At 62.2% G+C, this 26609-nt stretch carries 37 protein-coding genes; 20 read left to right on the top strand and 17 right to left on the bottom strand.

The window, feature by feature from the left end; translation table 11 throughout:
• The first annotated feature begins 15 nt into the window (after window positions 1–15).
• From GVV86_RS15485 to GVV86_RS18995, 3 genes are read left to right on the top strand one after another with little or no spacing between them, the layout of a single operon-like run.
• Entirely contained in the window at window positions 16–225 is a 210-nt protein-coding gene (locus tag GVV86_RS15485) for a hypothetical protein (RefSeq protein ID WP_159803285.1), read from the top strand.
• Window positions 226–273: 48 nt separating this feature from the next.
• Window positions 274–1068: a hypothetical protein gene (locus GVV86_RS15490; protein WP_159803286.1), complete on the top strand. Its 795-nt coding sequence runs from the start codon at window positions 274–276 to the stop codon at window positions 1066–1068.
• Between the two features lie 26 nt (window positions 1069–1094).
• On the top strand, window positions 1095–1349 hold the full coding sequence (locus GVV86_RS18995; RefSeq protein ID WP_201291472.1) for a PqqD family protein: 255 nt from the start codon (window positions 1095–1097) through the stop codon (window positions 1347–1349).
• Window positions 1350–1379: 30 nt separating this feature from the next.
• Here GVV86_RS18995 and GVV86_RS15500 read toward each other — a convergent pair whose 3' ends face one another.
• The 3 genes from GVV86_RS15500 to GVV86_RS15510 form a co-directional block, all read right to left on the bottom strand.
• Window positions 1380–1697, bottom strand: a complete 318-nt coding sequence (locus tag GVV86_RS15500; RefSeq protein WP_159803287.1) for a hypothetical protein — start codon at window positions 1695–1697, stop codon at window positions 1380–1382.
• A 1176-nt stretch (window positions 1698–2873) separates the two neighbouring features.
• Window positions 2874–3161 (bottom strand): hypothetical protein, encoded by a 288-nt coding sequence (locus tag GVV86_RS15505; RefSeq protein WP_159803288.1) that lies wholly within the window; start codon window positions 3159–3161, stop codon window positions 2874–2876.
• A gap of 300 nt (window positions 3162–3461) precedes the next feature.
• Window positions 3462–4100 carry an Ltp family lipoprotein gene (locus tag GVV86_RS15510; RefSeq protein WP_201291473.1) on the bottom strand — a complete coding sequence of 213 codons (639 nt, stop codon included), beginning with the start codon at window positions 4098–4100 and terminating at the stop codon, window positions 3462–3464.
• A 333-nt stretch (window positions 4101–4433) separates the two neighbouring features.
• Here GVV86_RS15510 and GVV86_RS15515 point away from each other — a divergent pair, with 333 nt between their 5' ends.
• On the top strand, window positions 4434–5120 hold the full coding sequence (locus tag GVV86_RS15515; protein WP_159803289.1) for a hypothetical protein: 687 nt from the start codon (window positions 4434–4436) through the stop codon (window positions 5118–5120).
• 154 nt (window positions 5121–5274) lie between these two features.
• Here the strand turns inward: GVV86_RS15515 and GVV86_RS18880 are convergent, their stop codons facing one another.
• Window positions 5275–5406 carry a hypothetical protein gene (locus tag GVV86_RS18880; RefSeq protein ID WP_281406967.1) on the bottom strand — a complete coding sequence of 44 codons (132 nt, stop codon included), beginning with the start codon at window positions 5404–5406 and terminating at the stop codon, window positions 5275–5277.
• 330 nt (window positions 5407–5736) lie between these two features.
• Between GVV86_RS18880 and GVV86_RS15525 the strand changes: the two genes are divergently transcribed.
• Window positions 5737–6369 (top strand): hypothetical protein, encoded by a 633-nt coding sequence (locus GVV86_RS15525; RefSeq protein ID WP_159803290.1) that lies wholly within the window; start codon window positions 5737–5739, stop codon window positions 6367–6369.
• Window positions 6370–6396: 27 nt separating this feature from the next.
• A complete protein-coding gene (locus tag GVV86_RS15530; RefSeq protein ID WP_159803291.1) occupies window positions 6397–6678 on the top strand; it encodes a uracil-DNA glycosylase family protein in 282 nt (93 codons plus the stop codon).
• A 203-nt stretch (window positions 6679–6881) separates the two neighbouring features.
• On the opposite strand, the gene nrdF is transcribed toward GVV86_RS15530, so the two are convergent.
• The gene (nrdF, locus tag GVV86_RS15535) at window positions 6882–7853 is read right to left on the bottom strand and encodes a class 1b ribonucleoside-diphosphate reductase subunit beta (protein ID WP_159803292.1); all 972 of its coding nucleotides are present in this window, start codon (window positions 7851–7853) and stop codon (window positions 6882–6884) included.
• A 78-nt stretch (window positions 7854–7931) separates the two neighbouring features.
• Window positions 7932–8864, bottom strand: a complete 933-nt coding sequence (locus GVV86_RS18765; protein ID WP_159803293.1) for a DUF4429 domain-containing protein — start codon at window positions 8862–8864, stop codon at window positions 7932–7934.
• Window positions 8865–8959: 95 nt separating this feature from the next.
• Here GVV86_RS18765 and GVV86_RS15545 point away from each other — a divergent pair, with 95 nt between their 5' ends.
• A complete protein-coding gene (locus tag GVV86_RS15545) occupies window positions 8960–9367 on the top strand; it encodes a hypothetical protein (protein WP_159803294.1) in 408 nt (135 codons plus the stop codon).
• A gap of 535 nt (window positions 9368–9902) precedes the next feature.
• Entirely contained in the window at window positions 9903–10736 is an 834-nt protein-coding gene (locus GVV86_RS15550) for a hypothetical protein (RefSeq protein ID WP_159803295.1), read from the top strand.
• A 34-nt stretch (window positions 10737–10770) separates the two neighbouring features.
• Here the strand turns inward: GVV86_RS15550 and GVV86_RS15555 are convergent, their stop codons facing one another.
• Window positions 10771–11013, bottom strand: coding sequence for a hypothetical protein (locus GVV86_RS15555; protein ID WP_159803296.1), 243 nt, complete (start codon window positions 11011–11013; stop codon window positions 10771–10773).
• Between the two features lie 84 nt (window positions 11014–11097).
• On the opposite strand from GVV86_RS15555, the gene GVV86_RS15560 reads away from it, so the two are divergent.
• The 3 genes from GVV86_RS15560 (at window position 11098) to GVV86_RS15570 (ending at window position 12742) form a co-directional block, all read left to right on the top strand.
• On the top strand, window positions 11098–11364 hold the full coding sequence (locus GVV86_RS15560) for a hypothetical protein (RefSeq protein ID WP_159803297.1): 267 nt from the start codon (window positions 11098–11100) through the stop codon (window positions 11362–11364).
• A 37-nt stretch (window positions 11365–11401) separates the two neighbouring features.
• Window positions 11402–11554: a hypothetical protein gene (locus GVV86_RS15565; RefSeq protein WP_159803298.1), complete on the top strand. Its 153-nt coding sequence runs from the start codon at window positions 11402–11404 to the stop codon at window positions 11552–11554.
• Between the two features lie 411 nt (window positions 11555–11965).
• Window positions 11966–12742 carry a hypothetical protein gene (locus tag GVV86_RS15570; RefSeq protein WP_159803299.1) on the top strand — a complete coding sequence of 259 codons (777 nt, stop codon included), beginning with the start codon at window positions 11966–11968 and terminating at the stop codon, window positions 12740–12742.
• Here GVV86_RS15570 and GVV86_RS15575 read toward each other — a convergent pair.
• Window positions 12714–12899: a hypothetical protein gene (locus tag GVV86_RS15575; RefSeq protein WP_159803300.1), complete on the bottom strand. Its 186-nt coding sequence runs from the start codon at window positions 12897–12899 to the stop codon at window positions 12714–12716. The two genes, GVV86_RS15570 and GVV86_RS15575, sit on opposite strands and share 29 nt — an antisense overlap.
• A gap of 24 nt (window positions 12900–12923) precedes the next feature.
• Window positions 12924–13091, bottom strand: a complete 168-nt coding sequence (locus GVV86_RS15580; RefSeq protein WP_201291476.1) for a hypothetical protein — start codon at window positions 13089–13091, stop codon at window positions 12924–12926.
• A gap of 121 nt (window positions 13092–13212) precedes the next feature.
• Here GVV86_RS15580 and GVV86_RS18770 point away from each other — a divergent pair, with 121 nt between their 5' ends.
• The 3 genes from GVV86_RS18770 to GVV86_RS15590 all read left to right on the top strand — a co-directional run bounded on the left by GVV86_RS18770 (window position 13213) and on the right by GVV86_RS15590 (window position 14967).
• Window positions 13213–13485: an excalibur calcium-binding domain-containing protein gene (locus GVV86_RS18770; RefSeq protein ID WP_246670012.1), complete on the top strand. Its 273-nt coding sequence runs from the start codon at window positions 13213–13215 to the stop codon at window positions 13483–13485.
• Window positions 13486–13905: 420 nt separating this feature from the next.
• Window positions 13906–14418: a GIY-YIG nuclease family protein gene (locus tag GVV86_RS19000; RefSeq protein WP_425513936.1), complete on the top strand. Its 513-nt coding sequence runs from the start codon at window positions 13906–13908 to the stop codon at window positions 14416–14418.
• A 369-nt stretch (window positions 14419–14787) separates the two neighbouring features.
• The gene (locus tag GVV86_RS15590) at window positions 14788–14967 is read left to right on the top strand and encodes a hypothetical protein (protein WP_159803303.1); all 180 of its coding nucleotides are present in this window, start codon (window positions 14788–14790) and stop codon (window positions 14965–14967) included.
• 96 nt (window positions 14968–15063) lie between these two features.
• On the opposite strand, the gene GVV86_RS15595 is transcribed toward GVV86_RS15590, so the two are convergent.
• On the bottom strand, window positions 15064–15651 hold the full coding sequence (locus GVV86_RS15595) for an Rv1352/Rv1906c domain-containing protein (protein WP_159803304.1): 588 nt from the start codon (window positions 15649–15651) through the stop codon (window positions 15064–15066).
• Window positions 15652–16333: 682 nt separating this feature from the next.
• Here GVV86_RS15595 and GVV86_RS15600 point away from each other — a divergent pair.
• Window positions 16334–16948, top strand: coding sequence for a hypothetical protein (locus GVV86_RS15600; protein ID WP_159803305.1), 615 nt, complete (start codon window positions 16334–16336; stop codon window positions 16946–16948).
• A 205-nt stretch (window positions 16949–17153) separates the two neighbouring features.
• Here the strand turns inward: GVV86_RS15600 and GVV86_RS15605 are convergent, their stop codons facing one another.
• A complete protein-coding gene (locus GVV86_RS15605) occupies window positions 17154–17450 on the bottom strand; it encodes an SLOG family protein (protein ID WP_159803306.1) in 297 nt (98 codons plus the stop codon).
• A 112-nt stretch (window positions 17451–17562) separates the two neighbouring features.
• On the opposite strand from GVV86_RS15605, the gene GVV86_RS15610 reads away from it, so the two are divergent.
• Complete coding sequence (locus GVV86_RS15610; RefSeq protein ID WP_159803307.1) at window positions 17563–17898, top strand: hypothetical protein; 336 nt, start codon at window positions 17563–17565, stop codon at window positions 17896–17898.
• Here GVV86_RS15610 and GVV86_RS15615 read toward each other — a convergent pair.
• Both GVV86_RS15615 and GVV86_RS15620 read right to left on the bottom strand, forming a co-directional pair.
• Window positions 17895–18200 (bottom strand): hypothetical protein, encoded by a 306-nt coding sequence (locus GVV86_RS15615; RefSeq protein WP_159803308.1) that lies wholly within the window; start codon window positions 18198–18200, stop codon window positions 17895–17897. The genes GVV86_RS15610 and GVV86_RS15615 overlap by 4 nt on opposite strands.
• Before the next feature lie 44 nt (window positions 18201–18244).
• The gene (locus GVV86_RS15620) at window positions 18245–18541 is read right to left on the bottom strand and encodes a hypothetical protein (RefSeq protein WP_159803309.1); all 297 of its coding nucleotides are present in this window, start codon (window positions 18539–18541) and stop codon (window positions 18245–18247) included.
• 517 nt (window positions 18542–19058) lie between these two features.
• On the opposite strand from GVV86_RS15620, the gene GVV86_RS15625 reads away from it, so the two are divergent.
• Window positions 19059–19826 (top strand): hypothetical protein, encoded by a 768-nt coding sequence (locus tag GVV86_RS15625; RefSeq protein ID WP_159803310.1) that lies wholly within the window; start codon window positions 19059–19061, stop codon window positions 19824–19826.
• 399 nt (window positions 19827–20225) lie between these two features.
• On the opposite strand, the gene GVV86_RS15630 is transcribed toward GVV86_RS15625, so the two are convergent.
• Window positions 20226–20420: a hypothetical protein gene (locus GVV86_RS15630; protein WP_159803311.1), complete on the bottom strand. Its 195-nt coding sequence runs from the start codon at window positions 20418–20420 to the stop codon at window positions 20226–20228.
• Between the two features lie 340 nt (window positions 20421–20760).
• On the opposite strand from GVV86_RS15630, the gene GVV86_RS15635 reads away from it, so the two are divergent.
• Window positions 20761–21177 (top strand): hypothetical protein, encoded by a 417-nt coding sequence (locus tag GVV86_RS15635; protein ID WP_159803312.1) that lies wholly within the window; start codon window positions 20761–20763, stop codon window positions 21175–21177.
• A gap of 56 nt (window positions 21178–21233) precedes the next feature.
• Here GVV86_RS15635 and GVV86_RS15640 read toward each other — a convergent pair whose 3' ends face one another.
• A complete protein-coding gene (locus GVV86_RS15640) occupies window positions 21234–22220 on the bottom strand; it encodes an endonuclease NucS domain-containing protein (RefSeq protein WP_201291474.1) in 987 nt (328 codons plus the stop codon).
• Window positions 22221–22551: 331 nt separating this feature from the next.
• On the opposite strand from GVV86_RS15640, the gene GVV86_RS15645 reads away from it, so the two are divergent.
• Window positions 22552–23313 (top strand): DUF6994 family protein, encoded by a 762-nt coding sequence (locus tag GVV86_RS15645; protein ID WP_159803313.1) that lies wholly within the window; start codon window positions 22552–22554, stop codon window positions 23311–23313.
• Window positions 23314–25408: 2095 nt separating this feature from the next.
• Window positions 25409–25705 carry a hypothetical protein gene (locus GVV86_RS18930; protein ID WP_159803314.1) on the top strand — a complete coding sequence of 99 codons (297 nt, stop codon included), beginning with the start codon at window positions 25409–25411 and terminating at the stop codon, window positions 25703–25705.
• A gap of 65 nt (window positions 25706–25770) precedes the next feature.
• Here GVV86_RS18930 and GVV86_RS15655 read toward each other — a convergent pair whose 3' ends face one another.
• Window positions 25771–25995, bottom strand: coding sequence for a hypothetical protein (locus tag GVV86_RS15655; protein WP_159618780.1), 225 nt, complete (start codon window positions 25993–25995; stop codon window positions 25771–25773).
• A gap of 228 nt (window positions 25996–26223) precedes the next feature.
• Window positions 26224–26609: SDR family NAD(P)-dependent oxidoreductase (locus GVV86_RS15660; protein ID WP_246670013.1), on the bottom strand; the 386-nt coding region annotated here is incomplete at its 5' end.

Below are 26609 nucleotides of genomic sequence, written 5' to 3' on the forward strand. Positions count from 1 at the left end.
AAGGGAGAAGTCACCATGAACAAGGACGCTCGGGCCATGTCTCTGCGCCTACCTGAAGAGTTGATTCAGAAAATAGCTGATGAGCTCGGCGTTCGCAATCTGGACCGCATCCCCCGGGACATCAATATCAAGGCCGGAAGTCACCCCTTCGTGACTCTATCCATCGAAGAAGTCACTCCCCAGGGGCGCCAATTTCCGTCGCTCGAGGTAAGTATCATTGCCTGATTCAACTGGGATTCGTCGTGCCCGCCCCGCTGGATGTGATGGAAACCCATGGCGGATTTGACTGATGCTACCGACTTGCTGCGCGAACTGGGACTCAGCCGAGAAGCCATCTTGCAGCACGAAGCTCTTCCTTTTCGCGGTCCGCCAACTGCCTATCTTTCGGGGTCGCTCGTGGAGGGCCTCGGAAATTATGGCTCGGACATAGACGTCTTTGTTATAGATGGATCTTGGCCTCGATCTGTACTTACTATCTCAAGGCAAAGGTGCCGGATCGGAATCCGTTTTCATGAGCATCGTCGGATTGACTACGAATATTGGGATCCCGAACGCGTCCATCAACTAGCTAATCGACTTAATAATCTACATGTAGGCGAACGTTTTGTTGCTGATAGCTTTTTACCTGAAGAGGAGCACTTCATACACCGGCTGATTACCGGGCTGGCACTAAACGACGCTGCAGGGCTCCAAGAGTGGCAGAGCAGATTTGATTCCGATTTGTTTCGACGATTCCTTACCCAGCAGGCGGTCCACAGAATAGACGGCGCCTTGGAAGATGTCTGGGGAATGGTGGATAGTGCTGATTGGGACTCCGCGTTACTCCGGGCGCGGGATCTTGTCGGCCTCGGCGCCGATCTCTGGAACCACTCTCATGGATCTACAAACAGCGCGGTCAAGTGGCGTGCACGACTCTTGGCCCTCACCGATCCCTCCGGTACCGTCCACCGCAGATTTTGGGCATTACAGAATTGCGAACATCCGGAAAGGGAAGAAGGCGCCGTCCGCGCTTATGTCCACAAATGTGCTGCCTTCGCCGAAGAGCTCGTTGAGGAGGTACAGAGCTGATCCCGATTAGTGTCCGCGGCACCGACGTGCCCGTTCGTGACCTTCGCGTCCGTTATCGACAGACGAGCGGTCAGCCGGTTCTCGTCCGCGAGAATCGCTTCCTGTTCCTCGACGCGACCGGTGCGAGCATCTGGAGGGCCATAGATGGAAAGGCAACAGTCGCTGACATTGCGGTCGTTCTTGCTGATAATTCACGAATGCGCCCTGGCGAAGCGCTGGTGGCGGTGGTGTCGCTCGTATTTGAGTTGGAGAAAGTGGGTTACTGCAGGCGCCAGAGATGACGATCTTTCCGTCAAGAATTCGTTTCGCGGTCAAAGTTTTTCCAGCAGGACCGCAAAAGAGCTGGCACATTGTGCGGCTCTTTCGCGGCAAATATCGTGCAGGTGATCAACGGATGCAGAGTCGCCTAGGGCGACATTGTGCAGGTCGTCAGGAGCGGTCCAGGCTGCTGACCCGATCCCAGAAGCGGCTTCGATCATCGAATCGTAGTTAGTCGTGAATATTGGAAATTTTAGGTCGCGAAGTGCCACAGGCCTCGAGCTACTCTTCAATTGGAGGCTTTCGATAGTAGCCTCCATCCAATCTTGAGACGCTTGGTGGCCTAACTCATCAATCTTTGCCTTGACCATACCGGCTGTTTTTATGAGCGTAGAAGTGTCATCGGACGATCTCGCGCACGACAACGCGGTGTCGATTATGGTCGCCCACTCCTCCGTAGCCGCTTACGACACTTTCTGGGCGTGAGCTCTCATCAGGAAAGCCGAACCAATTCGAGCAGGGCGCCGCGTTCGTGGCGTGCATCGCCAGTCCGACCCCGACTACCGCAACAATTTTTCCGTTGGCTAATGCCTGCTTCAGTTCGTCCAGGTGGGTTTGAGATGCTCTCCGCGCCCGTTTGAACGTGCGGCTCCTTGTGCGGCGCCTGAAGGCCGAAGGACTCACCTTCCATTCGAACGATGATCAGCGACCCCCCCGTTGACCCGCTCCGGCCGGCAAGCCCTGAGGCTCCCCGCCTGCTGGCTTGGCTGGAGGCCGAACTCGGGCCCGTCCTTGTAGCCTCCAGCGAGCAAGCCGGGAGTCGCCGCGACCTACGTCCGCTAGTGGTGGAGGTACTCATGAGCCATTCACCCTCGGTGGCCACCTTGCCTGAGCTGCTCGGGGAGGATGATCAGGTCCTAAACCCCGCCGAAGTCATGTACCTACACCGCCACTCCTCCATGAAGTAGTAAGAACGCCCAACCCGGGCTTCGCGACAGAATGGACGCACCCAGGCCCCAGGAAAAATCCAAAACAGCCACCAGAACCGGCACCCGGACCGCAGAATTGGGCCGGCTGTCCACAGTCAGAGAGCAAAAAGGTCTCTGACTAGGGGGAACATGTGCCCGAAGTGGGACTCGAACCGGACTCAGGGCCTGTAAATCCGCCACTCCCCCGAAAACATCCGCAATCCGACTCAGTCCGGCACCGGTCCGACCCAGTCCGAGACCCAAAGTGTGGACACTGTCCACACCCGGAGTTCTCCCCCACCAGGAGACATTCCTGACAACCGTTCTCCCGATCGACATAGTGGAGCGCCTCTTTCCAAGACGAAGCGAACTTACCTAGCCAGGCGCGTTTTCACATCCGATGCGCCATCGGTCATCGGTTGTCACCAGCCAACTGAGAGGAATTTCATGCAAAGCCCTGTCCTCCCTGTATCCATTCTCCTGCCGGCCGCCGGTGCACTCCGGCCCCTGAGTCCCCAGCGGATCACCAGGTCCACCGCTAATAGCATCGCGAACGACGAGCTGATTCGTTCGACCTCATCAAAGGTCACTTTCGTTCGCCTCTCCGTCCTTATCGCGTTCGAGGTCGGTTGGCACGATCACCGCCCGAATCACTCCAAGGGCCCGGTCCTGGAATTCCTCATCTCCAATATCATCGGACAGCAATTGGTCAGCCGCTCGGTAAACACCGTCCTCACATTCCCGGGACGCCGGCTCCTCAGGACAGCTGACGGCTTCGCCGTCAAAGTTGATGCCTGCATGCGGCATGCAGGCCGAGGTGGCGAGCACCGCAGCGAGGGTGAAGGGGAGGAGAACTAACCTGGGCATGGGAATCCCGACCCGGCGGATGGTCGCCGCCGTGAGGGACAGTAACGAGTTCGCGGGGGCTTCCCCGGGCGCGCCCCAAGACACATTTGAGACGGAACTTTGAAGTACACCGTGAATGCCCGGACGCCCGGTGGCAAGGGTTTTACCGATTGGAGGCTTCGCCAGATCCGGTCATGTAGCCCCAGTCCATGTTTTCTCTGCAGAACGATGAACGCACGTCGTAACGCCTGAAGCCCCACGGTTTAGACCGCCATACAGCAAAGGGGCCCCCAGATGGGAGCCCCTTTAGTTTTGTGCCTTCTAGCCTAGGTTTTGAATCGCGTAGTCGGCTTCCTCCGGCGTGAATTTTTCACCGAACTCCGATGTCAGCTGTTCGCGGATTCCCTCGGGAGACATGGACATAGTCTCCTGGTAGTCCTTGGCCTTCGCCAGGGCATTCGCGTTGTAGTCGGCCACGAGGTTATCGACCGCATATTGCGCTGCTTCAGGCGAGAACTTTTCACCGAATTCCGATGTGAGTTGCTCGTAGATGCCGGCCTTGCTCATGTGCATCATCTTGGAGTAGGACTCCGCTTTGTTCAGCGCGGACTTGTACTCGGTAGGAACTGCAGGGGCTGCCGGTTTTGCGGGGGCTGCCGGTTTTGCGGGCGCCGCCGTTTCTGCGGGCGCCGCCGTTTCTGGGGGCGCCGCCGTTTCTGCGGGGGCCGTAGCAGCAGGTGCCGCTGCCGATGCGTCCGCGCTAGGAGCGACGGCAGCGGAAGGCTCGTCCTTACCAGCATTGGCAATCGACGAAATGATCATGAGCCCGATGATGATCAAAGGGAGTAGGAAGCGCTTCTTCTTGAACCAAGGCCGCGTAGCCTTACGGTACGCCTTGTCTGCTGCCGCTTGGGCTTTACCGTCACGCGGAGCGCTCGGCACCGTTGAATACTCTGTCATTACAAATCCTGTCTAACTATTTTGGCTGATTTCTCTGGGTGGCGTCTCTGCCGCTTCATCACTGAGATATAGCCTTGCGTCAGACCAAATGACAGGTCAGTCCCCCCAGCCAAACTATAGCGCCAACCTCAGCCCAGGCTGTTAATGCTAATTCTGTATGGCTGGGGAACCCGGCTTGGCCTAAGCAATCTTCCGTAATGCGGTGCATCTGCGAGCGCAGATCGCAACGCATTATTCGGACACTACGGCGAGCGTTTGGTGCGCCCGGTAGCCCGGCAGGCAGGAGATGCGAAAATGAGAGGAGCGGTACCGGGCCGCTCGAAAGGGCAGGACATGTCAGGCTTCACTCCGAACTGCGCCGTAAAGGGTGTGCGCACCGCCGGGCAGTTCGCCCACGCCACCCACGCAGAGTCGGCGTCAGCCTCGGTGGATATTCCGCCCTCGTCGCCGAGCAGGAGCTGTCCCCCGCAGCCGTCGCAGCACCTCCCGCGTCCGAGCCCGCACCGGTGGCCCGCGAACGCCTGCTCCCCCCTCCGGGCCGCCGAGCAGCTCACCGACATGGACCGCGCACTGGCCGCCTACGCATCGCGCACGGTGAAGTCCGGCATCTGGCAGGACTACCTCCCCGCCCACGGTGACCGCCTGCCCAGCCGCGGCGAGCTCCTTGCCGCTGTGCGCGCCTTCGAGGAGGCACCCGTCCGCCTGGCGAACCTTCCGTCCGTGAGGACCGCCACCGACGCCATCGAACAGCGCAAGGCCGAATACTTTGCCCAGCGCCGCAACCACGAGCGCGCCCACGGCACCCTGGCCGGCTTCCCACTCCCCCGCCCGGACATCACCGCCGAACACGCGGCCCTGGCTGCTGCGGCGCCGGGTATTCTCCACCCCGACGTAGCGCTTTCTAGGTCCTGCCGCACGCGTGAGGGCGGACCATCCGCATGCGACCGGGGCAAGGGGTCCTGCGCCCGATCCAGCTATGAGCCGGGCCGGTATGCGGACCACCGATCGCAGCACCATTGAACTCAGCAGTCACCATAGTCACGCATCTCCGCAACCGGGACGCACCAATGAAGATCCTCGGCTCGACACATAGAGCTGCAGATGGCTCGCGCCCTGGCCGCCGCCCACAGAGGCGTCACGTAGGGCCCCACCACGCCACCTGGCGGGCGAAGGTTCATAAGGCCAGCTCGAGGACGCGGGCGTGCTCGCGGGCCAGGGTGGTGGGGCGCCGGAAGTCGTAGACCTCAACGGTTCTTGGTTTGGAGCGCGCCGAATCGGATGTGGGGGCTGCAGGCGGCTTGGTCATCTAGTCGACGACCAGCCTGTTTCGGGAGGGGCTGGAACACATGATGATCATGGGTGCGGAGCCGACAACAATCCTCCCCGCAGCCGGATAGGATGAATCCGCTGCGCGGCGCCCGCATCCCGGGCCCTGAACCGCAACTCTGACCATTCTGCTGGGGGAACTATGAAGACAATACCTGCTTATGCCCTGTTCGCTGCCGCCATACTGACCTTGAGCGGGTGCAGCACCCCGGCTGAATCGGCTGAGGTGACCTCCTCGAAGTCGCCGTCAGCGGAGTCGATAGTCGAGCCGGCACCGGACAAGACCACTCCGGATGACAAAGGAACCTCCATGCCCTTGGAATCGAGCTGCGTTGCTGTCCTCGAGCCGGACGGCGGCCTCGTTATTGAGGCTCTTGAGTTCCTGGAGGCGGTGGAGGAAATGAACGACGAAACCGTTGAGGGCGCCAACGACATCTATACCCGGATCGGAGATGTGGAGCAGACCGCCAAAGCCGAGCTGGCTGCACCTCTCGATGAGATGCAGCTCCCCTTGCGGGAATTCGTCCAAGCCAGCCAAAGTGGCGATACTTGGCACCTCGACGCAGAGGCGTTCAAGGATGGGGCCCGCGAAGTTGCCGAAACCTGCCGAGGTCACCTTCCCACCGAAGTTGTCGCCGAACCTGAGCCGGCCGAAGCGTCGTTCGAGATCACCGGTGACTACGCCGCGGATCTTGCAGCCCAGGGCATGGCGCCGGATTCGGCTGAGGGTTCGGCCCAGGGGTTCCGCGACTTCATGGCACGGAAGGTCTGTGAGAGAGCCGTCGATGCCCCAGCACCGCTGACATGGGAGAGGGACATAACTCTGATCCGTGGGCAGCCACAGATCACCGACGACATTCTGCGCCTCACTGCGGCCTATGACTGCCCGGAACGCTCGGGGGACCTGGAAGAGCTGCTGGGCAGGCTGCCCGCCGACAGCTGACACCTCGGGCTCAGTGGCCGCCGGCTCATGTGGAACATAGTACCCTTCTTCACGGAGACGGAGGACGCCAACGAACGTGTGGCCGGCGCCAAGGCGATGGGCTCTGTCCTGTGCCTTCTCCCCCGTCTGCAGGTGGTGATCCTGTGCAGCGTCTCCGTGCAGCAGACCTGGGCGAAGCACTTGGCGGACCGGGTGCCGCGCGCCATCACGATCAAGGCTCCGGGCGTCGGCCCGCAGGCATTGACCAAACGCGCCAAGCAGGAGGAGTTCCGCCCGGCAGTCCAACGTGCCAAGGGTTTGGTCGGCTGACGGTGTGAAACGGGGCTGGACAACGCAGCGGGCGCCAAGGTCTATGACCCGGACGCCCGCTTTCAAGTCCCACAACTGAGCAATGCTCGGATACGAGAGTTGTCACTTGGCCAAGATGATTGTCAGTTGGCCAACTAACTTGTCACTTCACCGTTTCCGCCAACGAGGTTCGTTTCCGCCAAGTAGGACCGGATCTCGCACCCTCAGAACGACCATTCGTCGTCCTCGGTGTTGACCGCTTTACCGATGACGTACGAGGAGCCCGAGCCGGAGAAGAAGTCGTGGTTCTCGTCAGCGTTCGGTGAGAGCGCCGAAAGGATCGCCGGGTTCACATCGGTCACGGTGGAGGGGAACATCGCCTCGTAGCCCAGGTTCATCAGGGCCTTGTTGGCGTTGTAGTGGAGGAACTTCTTGACGTCCTCGGCCAGGCCGACGGAGTCGTAGAGGTCGTGCGTGTACTGGACCTCATTCTCGTACAGCTCGAACAGCAGCTCGTAGGTGTAGTCCTTGATCTCCTGCTTGCGCGCCTCGGACTGTCCCTCGAGGCCCTTCTGGAACTTGTAGCCGATGTAGTAGCCGTGCACGGCCTCGTCGCGGATGATCAGGCGGATCAGGTCGGCCGTGTTCGTCAGCTTCGCCCGTGAGGACCAGTACATCGGCAGGTAGAACCCGGAGTAGAACAGGAAGCTCTCCAGCAGCGTGGAGGCCACCTTGCGCTTCAGCGGATCATCGCCCTGGTAGTAGTCCATGACGATCTGCGCCTTCTTCTGAAGGTTCACATTCTCGGTGGACCAGCGGAAGGCCTCGTCGATCTCCTTGGTGGAGGCCAGCGTCGAGAAGATCGAGGAGTAGCTCTTGGCGTGCACCGACTCCATGAACGCGATGTTGGTGTACACCGCCTCTTCCTGCCGCGTGATGGCGTCCGGGATCAGGCTGACGGCACCTACGGTGGCCTGCACCGTCTCGAGCAGGGTGAGCCCGGTGAACACGCGCATGGTGAGCTGCTGCTCGTCCGGGGTCAGCGTGGCCCACGACTGGACGTCGTTGGACAGGGGCACCTTCTCCGGCAGCCAGAAGTTGTTGACGAGGCGGTTCCAGACCTCGACATCCTTTTCGTCCCGGATGCGGTTCCAGTTGATGGCTGCCACGTTGCTGGCGAGAAGAGTTTGGGACACGGGGTTCCTTCGATCTAAAGAGGTTGGTTCTCCTCCCTATGCGTCCCGGACGCCGACGGCCGACATTGGGCCCGGTCCTCAGATCCGGCCAAGCAGTTCAGCCTTCTTCGCAGCGAACTCCGCCTCGCTGACAATCCCGGCATCACGAAGCTTCCCGAGCTTCTCCAGGTGCGCGAAAACATCCTCCTCCGGCGCCGGGGCGGTCTGCACAACGACCGGCTGGTGCAGTGCCCGCTGGGCCTGCTCGATGGCGTCCCGGAGCTTCAGGAACGCATATTCGTCTGGCGCGTTGAAGGACATCGTGTTCTCGTCGCCCATCGCGTCCCAGGACTGCCGGCCGAAAGCGCTTCGGACATCGTTAGCCCCGGCGAAGGAGAACTGGATGAACCCGCTCATCACGAGGCCGGCCGGCTTCATCTGGACACTCGTGATGGCTGTCAGAGGGATCCGCTTCACGCCCTTTCCAACGATGCCCCTGCCCAGACCGACCCACTGCAGGGTGACATAGTGCCGGTCGAAGGCGACGTAGCCCATGCCTGCGGAGCGGGCCAGCACGGCATCAGCCGGGATCTTGTACTTGGCCCGGTACTTTTCGTCCTTGAGTGTCTCCACCCCCGGTTCGCCTTCGGCTCCTTCAGCCTCTTCAGCCTGAGGCTCCTCGGGCAGCGAGCCCTGGACACCGCGGCGCTGCTCGTCCTCGAGGAGATGTTTGAGCTGCGCGAAAAGCCCCTCATCCTGCGACCCGAAGATGATCTCCTGGCGGTCACCGAACTTACCGCCTTCACGACTGAACCGTATATATCCCGCGGTCATTGAGCGAGCGGACCTGAAGTCGATTGGAGCGAGGTCCTGCACCGGAATGACGACTGCTTTCGTTATCGTCATCTTCACGGTGAGGAGACCGTCGGCGTATGCGGCCCAGCCCTGTCGACCATTCCAGATGGGAACCCCCATCAGAATCCCGTGTTTCCGGCGCACCTTGGCGCTGCGCTCTTCCTGGTTGTTGCCCATGCCGGGCCCCCTCCCCTGTGAGATGTCCTCCCCGAGCATAGAGCGGAAAGCTGTTGCTGGCCGCTAGGCTTTCCGCAGCCAACGAAAGGGACGAGATGCCGCAGGGACGCAGCGACGAGCAGTGGGAGCGGATGATGGAGGCCGGACGGTACATCATGATCCGCACAGCCAAGCGCGGGAGTTTGATCCCGTACGGCGAGTTCAATAAAGCCCTCGCCGAGGACGCCGAGGTTGCGCCGTTCGATCTGTCCCGTGACGGTGAGCGAAACGCACTCGGAGCCCTCCTGGCGGACATCGTGAAAGACGATCCTGACCACAAGAAGTACATGCTGTCCTCGGTTGTCGCACTGGCGACACTCGACGCCCCTGGGAAGGGCTTCTATTCACTCGCCGAGCACCTCGAGCACTTGGAGGCAGGTGCCAACGCGACCAGGAAGCACGACGTGTGGGTCAAGCAGGCGGAGCTCACGCACGAGCACTACCGGCGCACACCCAGGACATGAAATAGCCCCGGCGGAAAGAATCTACCGGGGCCATTCGTCAGGGCACTACAGCATGCAGGAGACGCAGTTGTCCACCTCCCGTTGAACCCGCGTGCGTCGGCGGCAATTACACCTACCAGAACCTGGGGGGGCATTACCTGCGAGGAGCAAAAACTATTCTGCAGATCGTGCTGGACGCCGGGGAGCCTTACGGCCCGCAGCCAGGTCGCCCAAGACCTCGGATGCTACAAGGCCAGCAGCGTCTGCTCGCCCGAGGGCAGCGATGACGCTACCTCCGTACACATGGGTCTGCATGCCACTCATGAACCGTCCTCGGCCACCGTTTCGATCGAAGTCGCGGCCATCGCCGACCTCGTAATGTCCCGCCAGAACGTCCCGCGGCCCAGGGACATCACCGAGGAAGTCGTCACTCTTGTCCTCCAGGTCGCCACCGAACTGACGGGCAGCACGGACCGTCTGCCGCTGCGGGTGTACAAAGTGCCCCGGAGCCTCCGGCACCTCATCGAACAAATTGTTTGGTGGAGCACCCGGCGGGATGGGAAGCTACTACCCTCACGTCACTCTGGGGGTCTCATTGAACATCCGTCTCGCTGCCGTACCGCTCACCCTGCTCCTACTCGCCGGGTGCGGCACGTCCAATGCCGGGCAGGAGCCTGAGGCAGAGGCCAGCAGCGCCAGTGCCAGCCCGACGCCGTCGTCGCCGCCCACCACAGACGAGTCGGAACCGGCCTTCCAGGTCTCACGGCAGACGACCTGCAACCAGCTGCTCGGCCAGAACGAAGACGGCCCGTTCTACAGGACGATCACCTTCCTCCAAGAATTCGAGGACATCGCGCCACCGACGATCAGGGAGGCTCGCGGCCTCAAGGAGGAGATCGACGGGATAGCCCTCAACGCCGAGGACCAGATAGTCCCCTTCCTCCAGGGCTTCGCGGCGCCCATGACAGAGATGATCGAGATCACCGAAAGCGGCGGCACCAACTACACCTTCGTCGCGACCGAGTGGAAGGCCGCCGGCACAGAGCTGACTAACCTCTGCACCCCGTACTTCACCGGCACGGACGCCGGGGCTGACACATTGGTTGAGCCTGTCCCGATCAGCGGCGTCTATGAAGAAGATCTAGCCGCCGTTGGCGTCGTCCCGGATGACATTACGTCCTACGCCGCATTCATGAGAGGAAACGTCTGCGAGGGCGACACGTCCGATTCACTCGGCAGCTTCCGCAGGAATGTGCGGGTGATGCACGACGGTGAGCCATCCATGGGTAGCGGGGCGGAGGCACTTCGCCTGACCGTCGCCTACTTCTGCCCTGAGCGGGCCGGGGCCTTGGAGGATGCAATCACCGAGGCACAAGCCAACGCGGGGTGATGCCGGCCGGAGGCTGCGGTGAGCTCGGCCCCTGTCACCGCACACGTGAAGGCACGCCCAGAATTAATCCCGCGGCGTCGACCGCACCGGCGGTCAGCTCATGCTGTGGCCCCGACGCACCCCGCCAATCCGCCGACTGCACCGGGTGCGCGACCTTGCCGTCCTCGTACTGGTGGTCATGACCTCGTATGCCTTTGCCGGGACGGTCCTGGACGTCCGTTCCGGGCGCTTTATTCCTAATGGCGCGAATCTGCTCGAGCGTGGAGGTCATCATCATGGTGTCGTTAATGTTCCCGCGCCTTGGCAACGGTGTCGACCGACGGTCATGCATCGGTAGCCCCGAGTGTGACCGCATCTATGCATGGGCATTTTTGACGGTGTTGAACGCGCATTTGGGGGCCTCCGCCCGCTGTCCGACGAGGAACTCGAAGATGAGCGCGAAGCGCTGCGACTGCGTTACGTCTCCCACAAAGATCTCGACAATGAGTTGCAACGCCTCGACAACGAATTGCGCCGCTTCGACGCGGAAATGGTGCGCCGTGAAAACGAGGCATACGCCCGCGAGCCCCCAGAGCCACGAGAGCCCAGGCGTCGCGAGCATGGTTGGTACCTACCGAAGGACGACTAGGGGGTGAGAAACGCCCTAGGGGTTAACCGAACGGGTTGTGCTCTTCGACGAAGACCAGCACCTCGGTTTCTTCCTCGGCCTCATCCTCGGCCGGGATGACGATGACAGGGGCGTCGGCCTCAGGGCTAACCGCAGCTTCCTCTTCAGCGGGAGCGGGCGCCTCCGGTTCGATGATCGTTCCGGCGCCTAATGCCTCCTGCCCGCAGCGCCGCCTTGTGTTTCCTCGAGCGGCGGCGCCTCAGCAGGATCAAGGTCACGGCGACCGCAGCCTGTGTGGTCGAAACAAATCAGCCTGCGGTCGGGGCTTTTTAGGGTACACGTGCTGTGATCATGGTCCTCCCCTGGTCGAGGTGCTGCTACAGAAAATTTGTGCAGCGGAGCCGTATCGCACGGCAGCCTGGCAAGTCCCCCCAAAGAGAGGGCACCCGAGCGATAGGCTCACTCCAACGTTGATCAATTTGGGGGAACAGTGCCACTACATCTTAAGGAACTCGCGCTCAGCGTCGCCCGGTGCCCGGAGGTACCGGTTGCGGCAGCGGACTCCAACCACCCGTGCCATAAGGTTGTCTGCTTCCAAAACAGATACGAGAGCCCCTTCCAGGTGCCTGAAGCATGGGCGGGAAGTCTGGAGACGGCCAAGGTGGTCTTCCTGTCCTCGAATCCGTCGATCAGCGCCGGAGAGCCGGAAGCACGGGCTCGATACAAGCACCTGGCTGAGCTCTATCCGACTGTGGAGTGGAGCGATGACCTGATTGCTGACTTCATGCTGCACCGGTTCGACAGCAAGCACTCGTGGGTGAATGAAGCCCTGCAGCACCTTAAGTCTGGAGCCAGCGGCGAACCTGCAGCCAATATTCTTCGACGGGTCGCCAGCGGCGAGAGTGTCAACCGCGGCAGGACTGAGACCTACTGGCAGTGGATTCGGAATCAAACGCAGAGCCTTGTCGGCGAGGAAACACCGTGGCACGAGAACGTCGCGATGACGGAGGTCGTGCACTGCAAATCGAAGGTTGAGCACGGTGTCCGTGAAGCCGCGCACTTTTGCAGCAACAAGCACATGGATCGTGTGCTTGCCGCCTGCCCTGCCGGCCTGATCGTTGTGGTCGGCGGTCCGTCACGCGACGCCTTCCTACTGGCCTACCCGGAGATTGCTCGCCAGTTCCCGCTCTTCGGCCGCGACGACAGGGCTACGGGGCGCGTTGACCCGGTACAAAGTATCGTGGAGGTGGTGGTCGGCCGCCGCAGTCGCCTGGCCTGCTTCCTGTGGCATAACAGCGCATACGCCCCCAAAATTAAGGATCTGAAGTGTATGTACCCGGAGGACTTCTTCCGGCTGCAGCACGCGGCACTCACTTCTGAACCGTCACGGGCACCCTAGGAAGAGCCGGTCCCCCGAAGCGGACCCCGTCCAGCTGCCAGCGGTGCCCGCGGCGTGAGTAGAGGAGCTGCTCCATGATGACGCCGAACCCTTCACTGTTGAGCGGCAGGGCGCGAAGGTCCAGGTGGACGTCGTGGTTGCCGTCGATGAAGACCATCCGGACGCCGTGCTCGGCCAGGGACTACTTGAGCGCTGTGGTGAAAGGGTGCTCGCCGTAGTCGGGCCAGAGGACCATCAGGTCCCCGACCTGCGCGATGGTGTCGATACCCGAGTTGGCCGCGCTCTTGATGAGGATCTGGACGTAACCGATGGAGCCGTGCAAGTCGCCGGCGATGAGAATTCTGGACATTACTCCCATGTGTGCGGGCGGAGGGTCGACCCTTCCCCGGCTGGCCGAAGGGCTAGAATCGGCGCATCTGATCGTTGGGGGATTCATGGTTTGGGATTTTCGAGAAGGACTCGGCACAGTCATGTTCGGTCTTGTGTTCGTCGTCGTCGTCTTTGGTGCCATCGAGCTGTTCGGCGGCGGATCGGGAACCAGCTCGAACACCGACCCCGCATATGAGGAACCAGCCACGAACACCGACATCCAGCAGGTGGAACCAGTGCAGGAGTATTCGAACTGGTCGTACAGCAACTGCGATGAAGCACGTGCCGCCGGGGCAGCCCCGGTGTACGCCAGTGAGCCTGGCTACGGCAGCCACCTGGACCGCGACAGCGACGGCATCGGCTGCGACGTGTAACTCCACTCGCGCGGGTTTCGTAGCTCCACACGGGAGCGGGGCATTCGCACCCTAGGAAAGCGGGCTGATTGCCGTCTGGTCGGCCCCTCGACGACCCGATGAGCGGTGCCGTATAGGCGATCGCGTGACCTGCACCCGGTTCGGCCAGCGGGCGGCTTGACGCTCCATCAGTCGAGGACTGATAGCCGATGGGTACACGTCATTCAGTATGTTTCCCGTCCTCAGCGTGATGCCACAGGTGATCCTTTGGACGCGGATCATGCCAAGACATCTGGTGCACTATGCGCAGGCACGCTTCGCCTAGACTCGCATGATCAGGAACGGAGGCTGACCATCGAACACACTGCTGGGGCGCTTGGACGGCTGCTAGCCCCATCGCATCTGTACTCCCGCCAGGAAGTACTCGAGCTGCCATCACCGGTGACTAGGGCTCCTGGCATCTACGCGTGGTACTTCGATGAACTGCCACCCGGTGTGGACCCACGCCCGTGCCACGTTGTCGGTGACAGCGTGCTGCTCTACATAGGAATTGCCCCGAAAGAGCCGCCGCGAAATGGCGGCCGACCAAGCACACAAACACGCCGCGACCGGATCCGGTACCACTACCGAGGCAACGCCTACGGGTCCACGCTTCGGCTGACCCTGGGTTGTCACTTGGCAGAAACCCTCGGTATCGCGCTCCGCAGGGTCGGCAGCGGAACCCGACTCACATTCACGCCCGATGGCGAACGCCAGATCAGCGACTGGATGCAACGCCACGCCCGTGTAACCTGGGCGCAGGTGGAGGCCCCGTGGTGCGCCGAGACGCGGGCGATGGAGCAGTTGAGCCTACCGCTCAACCTCCAGGGCAACGCTCACCATCCCTACTACCCGACACTCAAAGCACTCCGGGCTGAACACAGGACAGCAGCGCGCGCACTCCCTATCGCCTGAGTGTCCCTCAACGCATGTTGGCTGTGTCACGCTGCGCCATTAGCCGCAGATTGAGCCCATGACGACCGGGGTACCAGGAGCTTGGACCGCCTCGATGTCCTCGATGAGGTCTCCAGCAGTGCCCAGAGATGGGGTACACGTTGTTTAAGACGCGTCCCGTCCGCACCGCGATGGGTGTGCTTCATGTGAAAGACGCTGTCGTGGCCAAGCGCCTCATCGAGCCGGCCAAGCTGCTCCCATGGCGTGCGGCGGTCCAGGCCCCGTCCCTCGACGCCATCAAGGCGGCCGCAGTACTGGCCAGGCACGGGAAAACCAGCGCGGACGACCTCACTGGGTTGCAGGGCTCCGTCCACGCCCGCCCAGGAGACCATGGACCGCGTGCGGTCACCCGTGCCGATCCGGGGTTCGATCGTGACGGCGAAGATCACCCCGCAGCGCCTGCAGGCGATGGCCTGGGCGGGCATCTTGATCTCGGAGGCGCCGAAGTACGCCAAGGAGGAAAAGCTCCGGGCGGTGGGAGAGCGCTTCCGCCATCGGACACTGGTTTGAACACAAAGTCCCCAGCGGATATTGGACGAACTGATCAGCAGACTAAAGCGCCCCATCTCTTCGGAGGTGGGGCGCTTCCGTCGTCCGTGGAGGATGTCAGCCGAGTTTAACCCAGGTTCCGCAGCGCTTGCTCTTGAAGTCCTGGCCCTCAGCGAGGGTGATCGTGGGTTGACCACCGGACACGTTGTCATTGGCGATTATGTCGTCACCGTTGGTCCCCGATGTGGTGATCTCCCAGTAGCAAGAACCCGTGATGGCTCTTTCCGTGGTGTAAGTCCCAGCTTCTACTGTGCGCCCCACTGTCCAAGAGCCATCGGTGATGCTGCTTGCGGCTTTCGCCGTCTCAGCACCCTTCACAGCGTCTTCCCGCTTCTTCACGGCAGCCTCAGCAGCAGTTGCTTCGTCTTCACGTTTCTTCACCGCAGCTTCGGCTATCGCTAACTCGTCTTCGCGATCCTCGGCCGCCCGCAAGTCACCTTCAAGCTCCTCATTCTTCTTTTGAGCTGCAGTAAGGCCAGTCGTCAGATCGTCGACCTTGGATTGCTTCGAGCGATTCTCGGACTCCATCGCGGCGTACTCTTCGCTCTTAGTCGGGTCCGTGATCGCGGAGCCGATTCCGGCGCCACCACCGAGCAAGACTAATGACAGGACGCCGGCGCCAGCCAGCTTGAGATTCTTATTCATTTTCCCCATATTTCGATCGAGACCAACCGAGGAAGGCTAACACGTAACCTGACCGCGGACATCGGGCAGCGGTGTCATCGGTGGCGGCTACGGTGCCGCCCATGGAGAACCGACCGAGACCAGGTTGGCACGGCATCTCACCTTCGCGGACAGGCACGTCCCACCGATCTGCCTACCCGCACCCACTACTGGTGTCACGGAGACCACGGAAAACGCCCCACCCATCTGAGCGAACTCTGTAGACGCTGACTGCCACACGCAGACGGTGAAGTGCTTTGCGATGGCGTGGGCCAAGGAACTCGTGCGGGTGCAGTGGATCGGCACTCCAAGCCACGGCACGCGGAGGTGGAGGCTTGGTCATCTAGTCGAGGACCAGCCTGTTTCGGGAGGGGCTGGGACAGGTGATGCTCATGTGTGCGGGGCCGACAACAATCCTCCCCGCAGCCGGATAGGATGACTTTGCTGCGCGGCGCCCCTATCCCGGGCCCTGAACCGCAGCTCTGACTATTCTGCTGGGGGAACCGTGAAGACAATGCCTGCTTATGCCCTGTTTGCTGCCGCGGTATTGGCCTTGAGCGGGTGCAGCACCCCGGCTGAATCTGCTGAGAGCCCGGCATCAGCATCTCCGTCGGCGGAAGCCGTTTCGGAGCCGGCCCCGACCAAGACCTATGAGCGGTCGACGGTGCCGCTGGAGGACAGCTGCGTGGAGCTGTTCAAGATTGACGGCGGCCTCGTCGTCGAGGCGTCGGTGTTCCTCACTGAATCGGAGGACCGCAGCGGGAAGACAGCCGATAAGGCTAGCGAGATCTTCACCGCGCTTGGTGAAGTGGCCGCCACAGCCGAAGACAAACTGGTTGAGCCCCTGGAAACGATGCAAGTGCCCTTCCAGAATTTCATCCAGACCTTGGAGGGCGATGAGACCTGGGTATTCGATGACGAGGCCTTCACGGACGCCGGCCACGAAACCATTGCCATCTGCGACGCGTTCCTGCCCGAAACCACGGCCGTAGAGCCCGAGCCTGCTTCCTTCGAGATCTCCGGAGACTACGCCGCGGATCTTGCAGCCCAGGGTATGGTGCCGGATTCGGCCCAGGGGTTCCGTGACTTCATGGCAAGGCAGGTCTGTGAGAGAGCCGTCGATGCCCCAGCGCCGCTGACGTGGGAGAGGGACATCACCGTGATCCGCGGGCAGCCGCAGATCACCGACGACATCCTGCGCCTCACCGCGGCCTATGACTGCCCGGAACGCTCAGCGGACCTGGACGAGCTGCTGGGCAGGCTACCCGCAGACAGCTGACACCGCGGGCTCAGTGCCCGCCAGCGTGCTTCTTCTCAGCTGGCTTCTTCGGTGCGGCCTGTTCTGGGATAAGCGCCTTGACGGAGTCGAATTCATTGGACTGCACAACGGCGTCCACCCGGCGGTTGGCCTCCATGTCCTGTGGCGCGGGGCTGTCAATGACTGGCCGGTTGCCGGCGTAGTCACGGCCGAAATGAGCTTGCTGTCAATGCCGTCCTTCTGGGTCATCTGCCGAATGACTTTCACGGGTGAATTTGGCCTTCCAGTTCTTCGATCCGTCCGGCTTCCGCCACTTCGCTGGGTGGCATTCGACGGTGAGCCCGTTCCGCTCCCAAATCCCCTTGCAGATGCGGTCGGCGCCCTTCGGGCACGCACCGGAGACCAGGATGGCGCCCGGGTTGCGGTCCGTGGAGTTCCACCAGTCGCGCAGGGCTTCCTTGACGGCGGCACGGTCGTGCCAGGTGCGGGAGGCGGTGATGAGCAGGCGTGGCGGTGTGAGCAAGGTTCCTCTAGGTATTCGGGTTCCCCCTGCATGTGTGCGGCAGGGCGGTTCTCCCGCTCCGTCAGCCGGCGGATAGGATGAGACGTCTCGCACACCGAACCTGAGGGAATCCGTGAAATACGCCGCACTGACCGCTGTCCTCTCGCTGCTGCTCCTGACCGGGTGTGGAGCGGAGCAGCTCTCCACCGCCGACACCTGCGCTGAGCTCAGGGCAATCGTCGCGGGGTATTCCGATGATCTGAGCAAGGGTGAGCGCAAGGACCTTGCCGAGCAGATGCAGGAGCTCGCCAAGACGGCCTCGGACCCCTTGAAGGACGAGGTCAAGCTCGTCGCTGACTATGCCGCCAAGGGAGTGGATGGCGAGGACGAGCTCAGCGCGAAGGAGAGCGACAAGATGGATTCGGCTGGAGAGAAGGTCAGCGAAGCCTGCGGGTTCGACGACCTCTAGGACCCGCTGGACTCTGACCCTGCCCCGTCCTCTGTCGCAGGCTTCGGCATTCGGTAGAGCACGTCGCCGACCCGCTTCCGGAGATTCGGGCCCTTGATTGCCACGCCGTTCAGCGTGGCATGGGCGGTGCGGCCCCGGGAGTCGTAGGTGAGGACGATGCGTTCGCCGGGGCGCACGTACACATTGACGACTTGCCGCCGCCGGCCTCGAACGCGGCGCGCGGCTTCTCGTTCAGGGGTCGTCTCCTCGCTCCAGGTGCCGCTGCGGTTGGCGATCTCGGCGTGCTCGCGACGGGGGCTCATGGTCATGTTCGCCATATGTGCGGCTACACGCGAAGCCTCACCCGTCAGGCGGCGAAGAGCTCGTAGCGGCCCTTGCCCGGCGGGTTGACCTGAGGCAGCGACATGCCGGGTCCGAGCACCAGGTACTCCCGTCCAACACGGGAGCTGCCTGCCGTGTGAGGGATGTCGAACTCAGTCACCGCACGGCCCGGGTACAGCAGCGGGATCTGTGGGTGGGCGTCGTAGGTGAGCATCCACGGCGCGGTCAGCTTGTTCAGCGCTGCGGCCAGCCGGTTGTCCAGGTCGTCGTCCATGTCGATGGCGTAGAGATCATTGCCAGCCCGGATGTAGGGCGGGTCCACGAAGCAGAAGACCTCGTCATTGATCCCGGAATCAGGAGGTCTTTCAGGAAGCTGATTAGGTCGCCCGCGAACACCCTGAATCGATCGCCCAGCGCGTGGACGGCGCGTATCCGCTCAGCCAAGGCTGCGGCACTGAACCGCGAGGCGACCGTGTGAAGCCCGGACTGGGCCTTTCCGCCGATCGGTCCGACGTTGGAGATGACCATCCCGGAGCGCGAGCACCGGTTGAGGATGAAGGCCTATCATTCAGGGGCATCGCCACGAAGCATCTACCGCCGTCGGCTTCGAGTCACTGCTGGTCATACCGGAGCCGTCCAGACGGCTGACCCATGAGGATCAAGACGCGGCGGAGCGGTTCATCGACCGCCTCAAGAAGTCCCCTGGGCGGTGAGCCTGGCCGTCGCGTCCGGCCTCGGCTGAACAATAGCAACCGCCGGGACCTATACGATGAGCGCACTGCCCGCGTGAAGGACGCGGCAGCGCGGTCAACCGCCGCAGAACTTCTTATGGGGGACCCTTGAAAGCATCACGATCGATTTGCCTCATTGTGGCAGCCGCCCTGCTCCTGGCCGGGTGTGGCGGACAGGCAGAGCAAGCGGCACCGGCACCTACCGAGACTTCCGAGACTGCTGCCTCGGCGACACCATCGGCCGAAGCCACCTTCGAGTCGGATGAGGCCACTGTTTCCCTTCTCGACTCATGCCTGTCGCTCTTCGGAACAAGCGCAGTCGCGAAGGACGCCGAGGAATTCCTGCTCAACGTCGAATCCCTCGATGCCGACACCGCTTCGGAGGCGGGCGTACTGGCCGCCCGCCTGGGTGAGGTTGGGGCCAGGGCCGAGCCTGAGCTTGCTAAACCCATCAGTGAACTGGAAGGCATCTTCGACGAATTCACCCAAGCCTGGGATGATAGGGGCCGATTTCAGCTGGACAACGGGACCTACGAATCGGCGACCGCTGGCATCAAAACAACGTGCACCCGTGAGCTGGACGCTGAACCTGCCGCAGAACCCACACCGGAATTGACTGAGGAACAGCTGGCCGAACAGGCGTTCCTGTCGCGCGTGCGATCAGTCCACCCGAACCTGGAGAACTTCCCGGACGCGGACGTCGTCGCGGCTGCTCGCAACTTCTGTCTCGTCTACAGCAAACCCGGCGGTGACCCTGTGGTGGACCAGTTGATCACCGGCGCTGCTGGAGCGAAGTACACGCTCGAAGAGCTGCACTCGATCAACCAGTTCGGAGTGACAGCATTCTGCCCCGAGCACATCCCCCTGCTCGACTGAACGGACACGAAAATAGCCCCCGGTGATCGCCAGAGACCTCTTTCGTCGGGCTTGTTTTGGGCCGACACGTCGACGGTGTGGCCGCAATGTGGGCGCAGTGAGCTTGCGGGGGTGTCTCCTGCCTCTGCCAGCGGCAGCAATCCCTGGCACGCGGTGCAGGTCCGCACTGCGAGGGCCTCCCGAGGCAGCATCGACCTCTCTGCCTTTCTCGTATGCGATCGTGGCGGTCAACAAGCCGGCGCTGACAGCGCCGATAACGGTCTTGACGACCAGGTCGTGGGTGGCATCCCCGCCTGCGATACCCCTGCCGCCCGCCCACAGGGGTCCATTGCCTCACCATGCTCGGGCCGACCTGTCGAAGGCGACCCCGACGAAGCCCTTGATCGGTTTTCCGGTCCCTTACGTCCCGACCAGCCGTGGTAGTTCGAGCGTTCCTCGTTCGAGGACTTCGCTGAGCCTAGGATCCATCAACACGGCTCCTATGAGGGTCGAGCTCGCCACGAGGGGCACGGTGACAGCTGCTCCGACAGCAGCCGTCGCATCCTTCGCCTTGTCCGTGACCTGCTGCCGGATACTGTCCGTCCTGCTCCCCACTTGGTACCTCTTCGTCTCATTCGTCGCTGCAGCATGTTGCCTCCGGCTGGCCCGTGTCCGGCTCCTTCACTGGACTCTACTGACCGGGAACGTTTCCGCGCGGGGAGTGCCGTGCCGACGGTGCAGCGCCTGAGCGGCGCTGCCGCACACATGACGGTATGGACATCACCCGCACCCCTCCGGAGTAACAGCCAGCGGCCAGGTCGCCGCCACCACCCACACCGAGCCAGCCCTGAGCCTTGCACCAGCGGCACCGGAAGCACCCGACTTCGATTCCGAGTTCGAGGCAGCCTACGGCACCGCGCTCACCGGTGAACTGCTGAAGATTCCGAAGTCACCGGTGAAGGACACCCTCGGCGCCGCCCGCTTGGCTGATGACATCCGTGAGTGGCACCCGGACTACATGGCCGACGGCGAGGCCGTGGATCACCGCAGGGACGCGTTCCGCATGCTTGAGAACGAGCTGCCGCACCTGAGCGATGACCGCCGCACCCACTATGCCGGACTGATCCACGTCGCCGTGCACAACGAGATGCAGCACTACTCGAACACCGAGCACGTCCTGAGCCCGGATTACGACTACGAGCTCATCATCGACGGCGGCGACTATGACATCGAGGACGAGATGGCGTCGCGCGGGCATGACGAGAACCGTGAGCAGTGGGAGCGCTTGGCGAACACCGCCTGCCTCCAGACCGTCGATGAGAACATCCAAGCCCGCTACCGCGAAGCGGCCCGACCCGGCAAAACACCCTGAAACGGGGCCGTCCGCACCGGACGGCCCCCTTTTCGTGCCTGTTTCAGCCGGCCGGACTACTCCTCGAGGTGGAACTCCACGCGGTAGCGCAGAAAGCGGATATTTGCGGCGACCGAGAGTGCGTAGCGAATCTTTGCATCATCTTCCTGGGCGATGATAACCCCTTCAACGCTCTGACCCGGCTCCGCAAGGATTGCCTTCGCGTACCCCATATAGCGCTGGATTTGGCCCACGACGACGTCGCTGGCGCGGCCACGCTTGAGTTCGACAACCAGCAGCCGTGTGCGGTCCTTGCTGATGGCGAGGATGTCCATAAGGCCGATGTCGGTCTTGAACTGCCGACCAATGTCACCCTCGTCCTCGGTCGAGAAGATGTCGTAGTCACGGCCGAGGGCCGTACGGCTCCAGTTGTGCACCAGGAAGTCCTCGAGCTGCTTTTCCATCTGGAAGGCCAGCGGATCCTGCACGTCGGACGGGATGACCTCGCCGGCTGGCGCCAGGGTGGGAGCCTCCGCAGAGCCGGCATGCGTGAAGGACGCCGGCGGTGAGCCGATTTCGGTGAGGCGCGTGAGCCTGACCAGCTCGGGTGCGTGCTCCGGTGAGAGCTTCTTGATGGTCTGCGGGGTCCCGGCGGCCGAGGCCAGCCTCGGGCTCATCAAGGACCGGTCGAAGGACCCCCTCCAGTCGACGCGGCGCCGGTGTGGCAGCACCTTTCGGGGATGGAACTCGTAATCCGAGGTGACAATTCCGAAGTGGTAGCGGATGGGACTGGCCGTCGGTGCGAGCACAAGATCTCCAACCGCCATGGTCTCCGCCGCCGCGTGCAGGCTTCCCATCGCTTGCGCTGCAACTATCTTCGACATGCCACGATGGAGGCCGATGGTCACCGGGATCATGGCTTTCCGGAAGGCCTCCGGGCCTTGCCCAAGGTGGTCTCTGATGTCGTGGTCCTGGACGAAGTCGACACCCAGATAGCCGGCCTCGACCAGCTCGTCCACGTTGGATCCTCCGGTGCCGAGACGCACCACCCATGCTGTCGTCATTGCTCCCCATTCGATGACCGGACCGCCTGCTTTCGCGACAGTCCCCTGATGCGGATCACATCTGTGCCGCCCAGTCCATTATGCGTGGCGGGCCCTCGCGCCCCAGCATGGGCCCTGACTCTGGCCGTCCTGCTCTGACCGAACACCCCCGGCAGTTCTGTCCGGACCTGCCGGACGACGCCGGACCAACGCTGACTCGCGAGTACAAGGCTCACCTCAGCCGGCGGCTCATGCGGGCTCCAGCTGCCGGCCACCGGCATCTGCGACGCGCGCGACTGACTCGACGGTAGGTTTCGTGGTTCGAGACCGAGGCGCACATACACTCCATTTCATGCGCGTCTTCGACATCACCTTCGACTGCAAGTCCGATGTACCAACAGGGAAGGACCCGGACAGCCACAGTCAGAAGCTCAAAACTAATCACGAGCTGCTGTGGACCAAGGCACTGAGTTCCGATGTCCTTTTCGCGCCCACGGAGCCGAGCGACCCGAAGACCCGTCGGAACAACTACCTGATGTTCGAGCAGGCCTCGGATAAGAAATTCACGTTCGGCAGCGACGCCATCACAAACTCCTACACCAAGTGGAGCAGACCGAAAGCCTTGGTGGAGGCCAAGGCCGGGTTGAGCGAGAAGCAGAAGCTTCGCTATTTCAACCCGCCGTACACGATCGGCAGTGCCATGATCTGGCCCGTCAGGAAGATACACCGGCCCACCATGAACACCGCACGAGGAATGCGCGGGAAGATTGCGGACCGTATGGACCTGACCCTCGAGTGCATCCGCCGCCACTACGCCGAGGAACCAGGCAGCCCTCTCGAGGATGTCACCACCAACTACGCAGACTTCTTTGCGCTCTTCGGCACGTTCGAGCAGTTCGTGAAGTTCTTCCACTTCCAGGACCTCGTGACGCGGGAAGGAAAAATTGACTTCTTCTTAAAGCATGGCGAGGACTTCAAGCGCTCGGGCGTACCGGTCACCACGGATGAGTACGTGGAGGTCCGGGAGGCGTCGCTGAAGTTCATCAAGCGACGCGGCAACCGGATGGCCGACTGGGTCGAGGAGAACCATCCCGAAATTAAGGTTCGACGGTAGCGTCCTGAATGCGCATTCGACTAGATGTGATCGGAACAATGGGAGTGGCTGCTGCAGGTGACCATGCTGTTCAGTCCAGTAATACCTTCGATGCAGAGTCGTCCACGGAGTTGGCAGCGGTACCGGCCGAGCTTCAGCGCGAGCTGTCGAATCTCGGTGACGCGCCCTCGCCCGCGGTTGCGGCTATGCAGGCGATGAGGGCGGAGGCCGAGTCGCCCGAGTCGGATCGTGGGAAGCTCATCTCATTGTCCGCGGCCTTCATTGGAGGTATTGCACCTAGGTTCGGCGACGATGCATGTCAGGCTGTTCCGGGGATGCTTGCACGCCTTGGCGCCCTGATCGCGAGCTTGGACTGACCCACACTGCTCGGCGTCGGAGGGTGAGTTGTCACGTTCCCAGCATTCCAGCTACCTGATGCTGCCCCGATGCTCGTTGAACGGCGTTCAAGGGCACCTGACACCCGGACCGGGTGTACTGACCTGTGGTTACGGCCCCTGTGGCGTCGATCCGGGCGGGTTTCCCTTGATTGCGCTGCAGTACTTTTGGAGTGGTGTCCGCAGGAGTGCAACTTCAGCACGGATTCTCGGTGACTGCTTCCCCTGAGCCGCTCGAGGGGGATCACCAGGTTAAGAAATCCCACCGAAGTCATGCACCCACACCGCCACTCCCCCATGAAGGAGTAAGAACGCCCAACCCGTGCCTCGCGACAGAAAGGAGGTGACCCGCCCCCAGGAAAACTCCAAGCAGCCACCAGAACCGGCACCCGGACCGCAGAATTGGGCCGGCTGTCCACAGTCAGAGAACCAAGGGCCTCTGACTAGGGGAAACACGTGCCCGAAGTGGGACTCGAACCGGACTCCAGCCCTTGCAAACACTGGGCTCCCCCGAAAACATCCCAATCCGGCCCGGTCCGGCCGATGTACGGCCCGGTCCGAAGCCCTAGGTGTGGACACTGTCCACACCCCCGCTTTCCCCACCAGAGGCCTTCCCAAAGAATGCCGAACCCCCACTGACTGGGTGCGGCGCTTCTTCGCCGTGAACAACCCGATCCTGCCGGAGAAATTCAACCGCGGCCGTGACCGGGTGGCCCCCGCGCTCATTACCGAGTCCCGGGCACGCCCCACGACATGCACAGTCTCCAGACTCTCCACCACAACGTCACCTCCCCTCAAACCATTCATAATCCAAGCGGCCCACAACTGCATGACAGATTCTCTCGCTCCGCCACATCGGCCAGATGCCATCCCGACGCTTGAGACGCGCTGCCCATACTGCGCAGATATTAGTGATCACTTGGGGTGGAAAAGAGCGAAATGCGCCGCGATGATGAAGTCCCTGACCCGTCCTGCTAATGCGTCACCCGCAAGCCAGTCCCCACCGCGAATTCGACTATTTACCTCGAGTTCGCGGCCTCCGCCTGCCACTTCGCTCGTAACGACTTAGTCCTGAATGGGCTACCAAAGAAGAAGAACGGTCGACCAAAGCTCCCCTTCCAGATCAGGACAGTTCCAGCGCGGTCATTCATCACAAGTAGGCTCAATTGGCAGACGATTGAGTGGCGCATCCACTAGCTGTCCGGTTGAAGCGTGGAGTCGGACCACAGCCGGGTCTTCCGCACGTCCAGACACTGTCTCAAGAACGTAAAGCCTTCTAAGACACATGATCGATGTGCAGTCTAGACGTCGAGCACCCGGAACGACGGGATGCCCTTGTCTCGAGAACTCCTCTTGACACCATCTGTTTCACGAGTGCCATCGCTGGGACTTTCTGACTCAAACTGGGGACACAAAGCGTATCGCTTATACCCGCATCACTACATCGACCCAGGAGGCAAAGCTGCAGCTCGCCGCGCTGAATGCAGCACGGGTGCAGAATCGGATCTGTTCGCTGAAGTGACCTCCGGCAGCAGGACCGCGATTGAGCGGCCGGCATGTGAAAAAAGCAGGCACCCAAGGGCTGGCAGTACTTCACCACCTACGCCCTGACCCACCACGCAGAGGTCGCCAGCGGGTACGAGCCAGCAGTGGCCGCCGAGATGGCCGGGGCGAAGACCGAGGGCAAGGACACGTAGGGGTGGAACCCGCTGCGGGACCATGTGGCCAAGACAACCGCCCGCCCCGAGGTGTCCCTAATCGCGCTGGTGTGCGCAGGGTATGAAGAGACCACCGCCAAGGACTCATGGCGCTCACCGGCCGGGAGCCACCTCGCCTACATCACCCAGCTGGTCGCATGGGGGTACACGGCCAGTGCGGTCGAGCAGATTCTCCTCGACGGCACCAAGCAGTCAGACGAACCGGACGAGGACACCGAGGAAGACGAGGACACGGAGACCTTCGAGGAAGTCCACGCCGATGAGGAAGAACTGATGGCCGACGAGTTGACCGCAGAATAGCAGCGGCGGAAGCTGTGCAGGGCGGGAATACCCACCTGCACAGCAGGCCCAGCCGATCAGGCACATCAGGAATGGTGGTCATTGTGTCCGCAGGTGCCGGGGCGGTTCGCCGCCAGGCGGGAACCTCGAGCGCGCATCACCTGCCCCGAACCGCCATCCACGCCACACCCCACGGTGAAGATGGAAAGTGCGGAGGCGCTGGCCGAGTAGCGTTCGGTCGCCTTAAGCCCCGCGACGCCGAAGCTCGTCCGCTGGGTCACGGCGATGAGGTAGGCGATTACACCGGTCACCCACATCAACCACGCCCGGCGTTAACCCACCCCTCCATTATTGGTGCTGCGGTCCCAAGCCGGTTACCCCGGTTACCGGGTGACGTTACTCAAGTGCGGCGCAGGTCCGCGGCGGTCAGCAGAACCATCTGCCGCCTCACCTGTCGGCGACCTTGAGCTTCACCGAGGGGTTGAGCGCAGCAATTGCTTCGTCATAGCGGTTCTCGATTTCGGAGAAACGGAGGAATTTCACGGCGTCGACGAGGATTTCCCTGGCCTCGGGTTGGGTCTCGAGGAGAGCCATGACCTCGTCCACATATGCGTCAGTGGAAGGTAGTGCTCGTTCTGCGACCCGCCGCTCATGAGTTGGGTACGCACGGCTGGCGGGACGAGCTCGATGACTTGAACCGGGGTGTCAGCGAACTGGAGCCGGATGGTCTCGGTGAACCGGTGGATGAAGGCCTTGGAGCCGTTGTACGTCGGCGTGAGGGCCAGCGGGGTGTGTGCCAGCCCTGACGATACGGTCATCAGAGTGGCCTCGGGCCGGGTTTGCAGGTGCTCGCTTAAGGCCGCGATCAGGCGCAGCGGACCAAGCACGTTCGTCTCGACGATCCGTTCTGCGCCTTCAAGGAAAC

The sequence above is a fragment of the Arthrobacter zhaoguopingii genome (assembly GCF_009828595.1).
GTDB classification, from domain to species: Bacteria; Actinomycetota; Actinomycetes; order Actinomycetales; family Micrococcaceae; genus Arthrobacter_D; species Arthrobacter_D zhaoguopingii.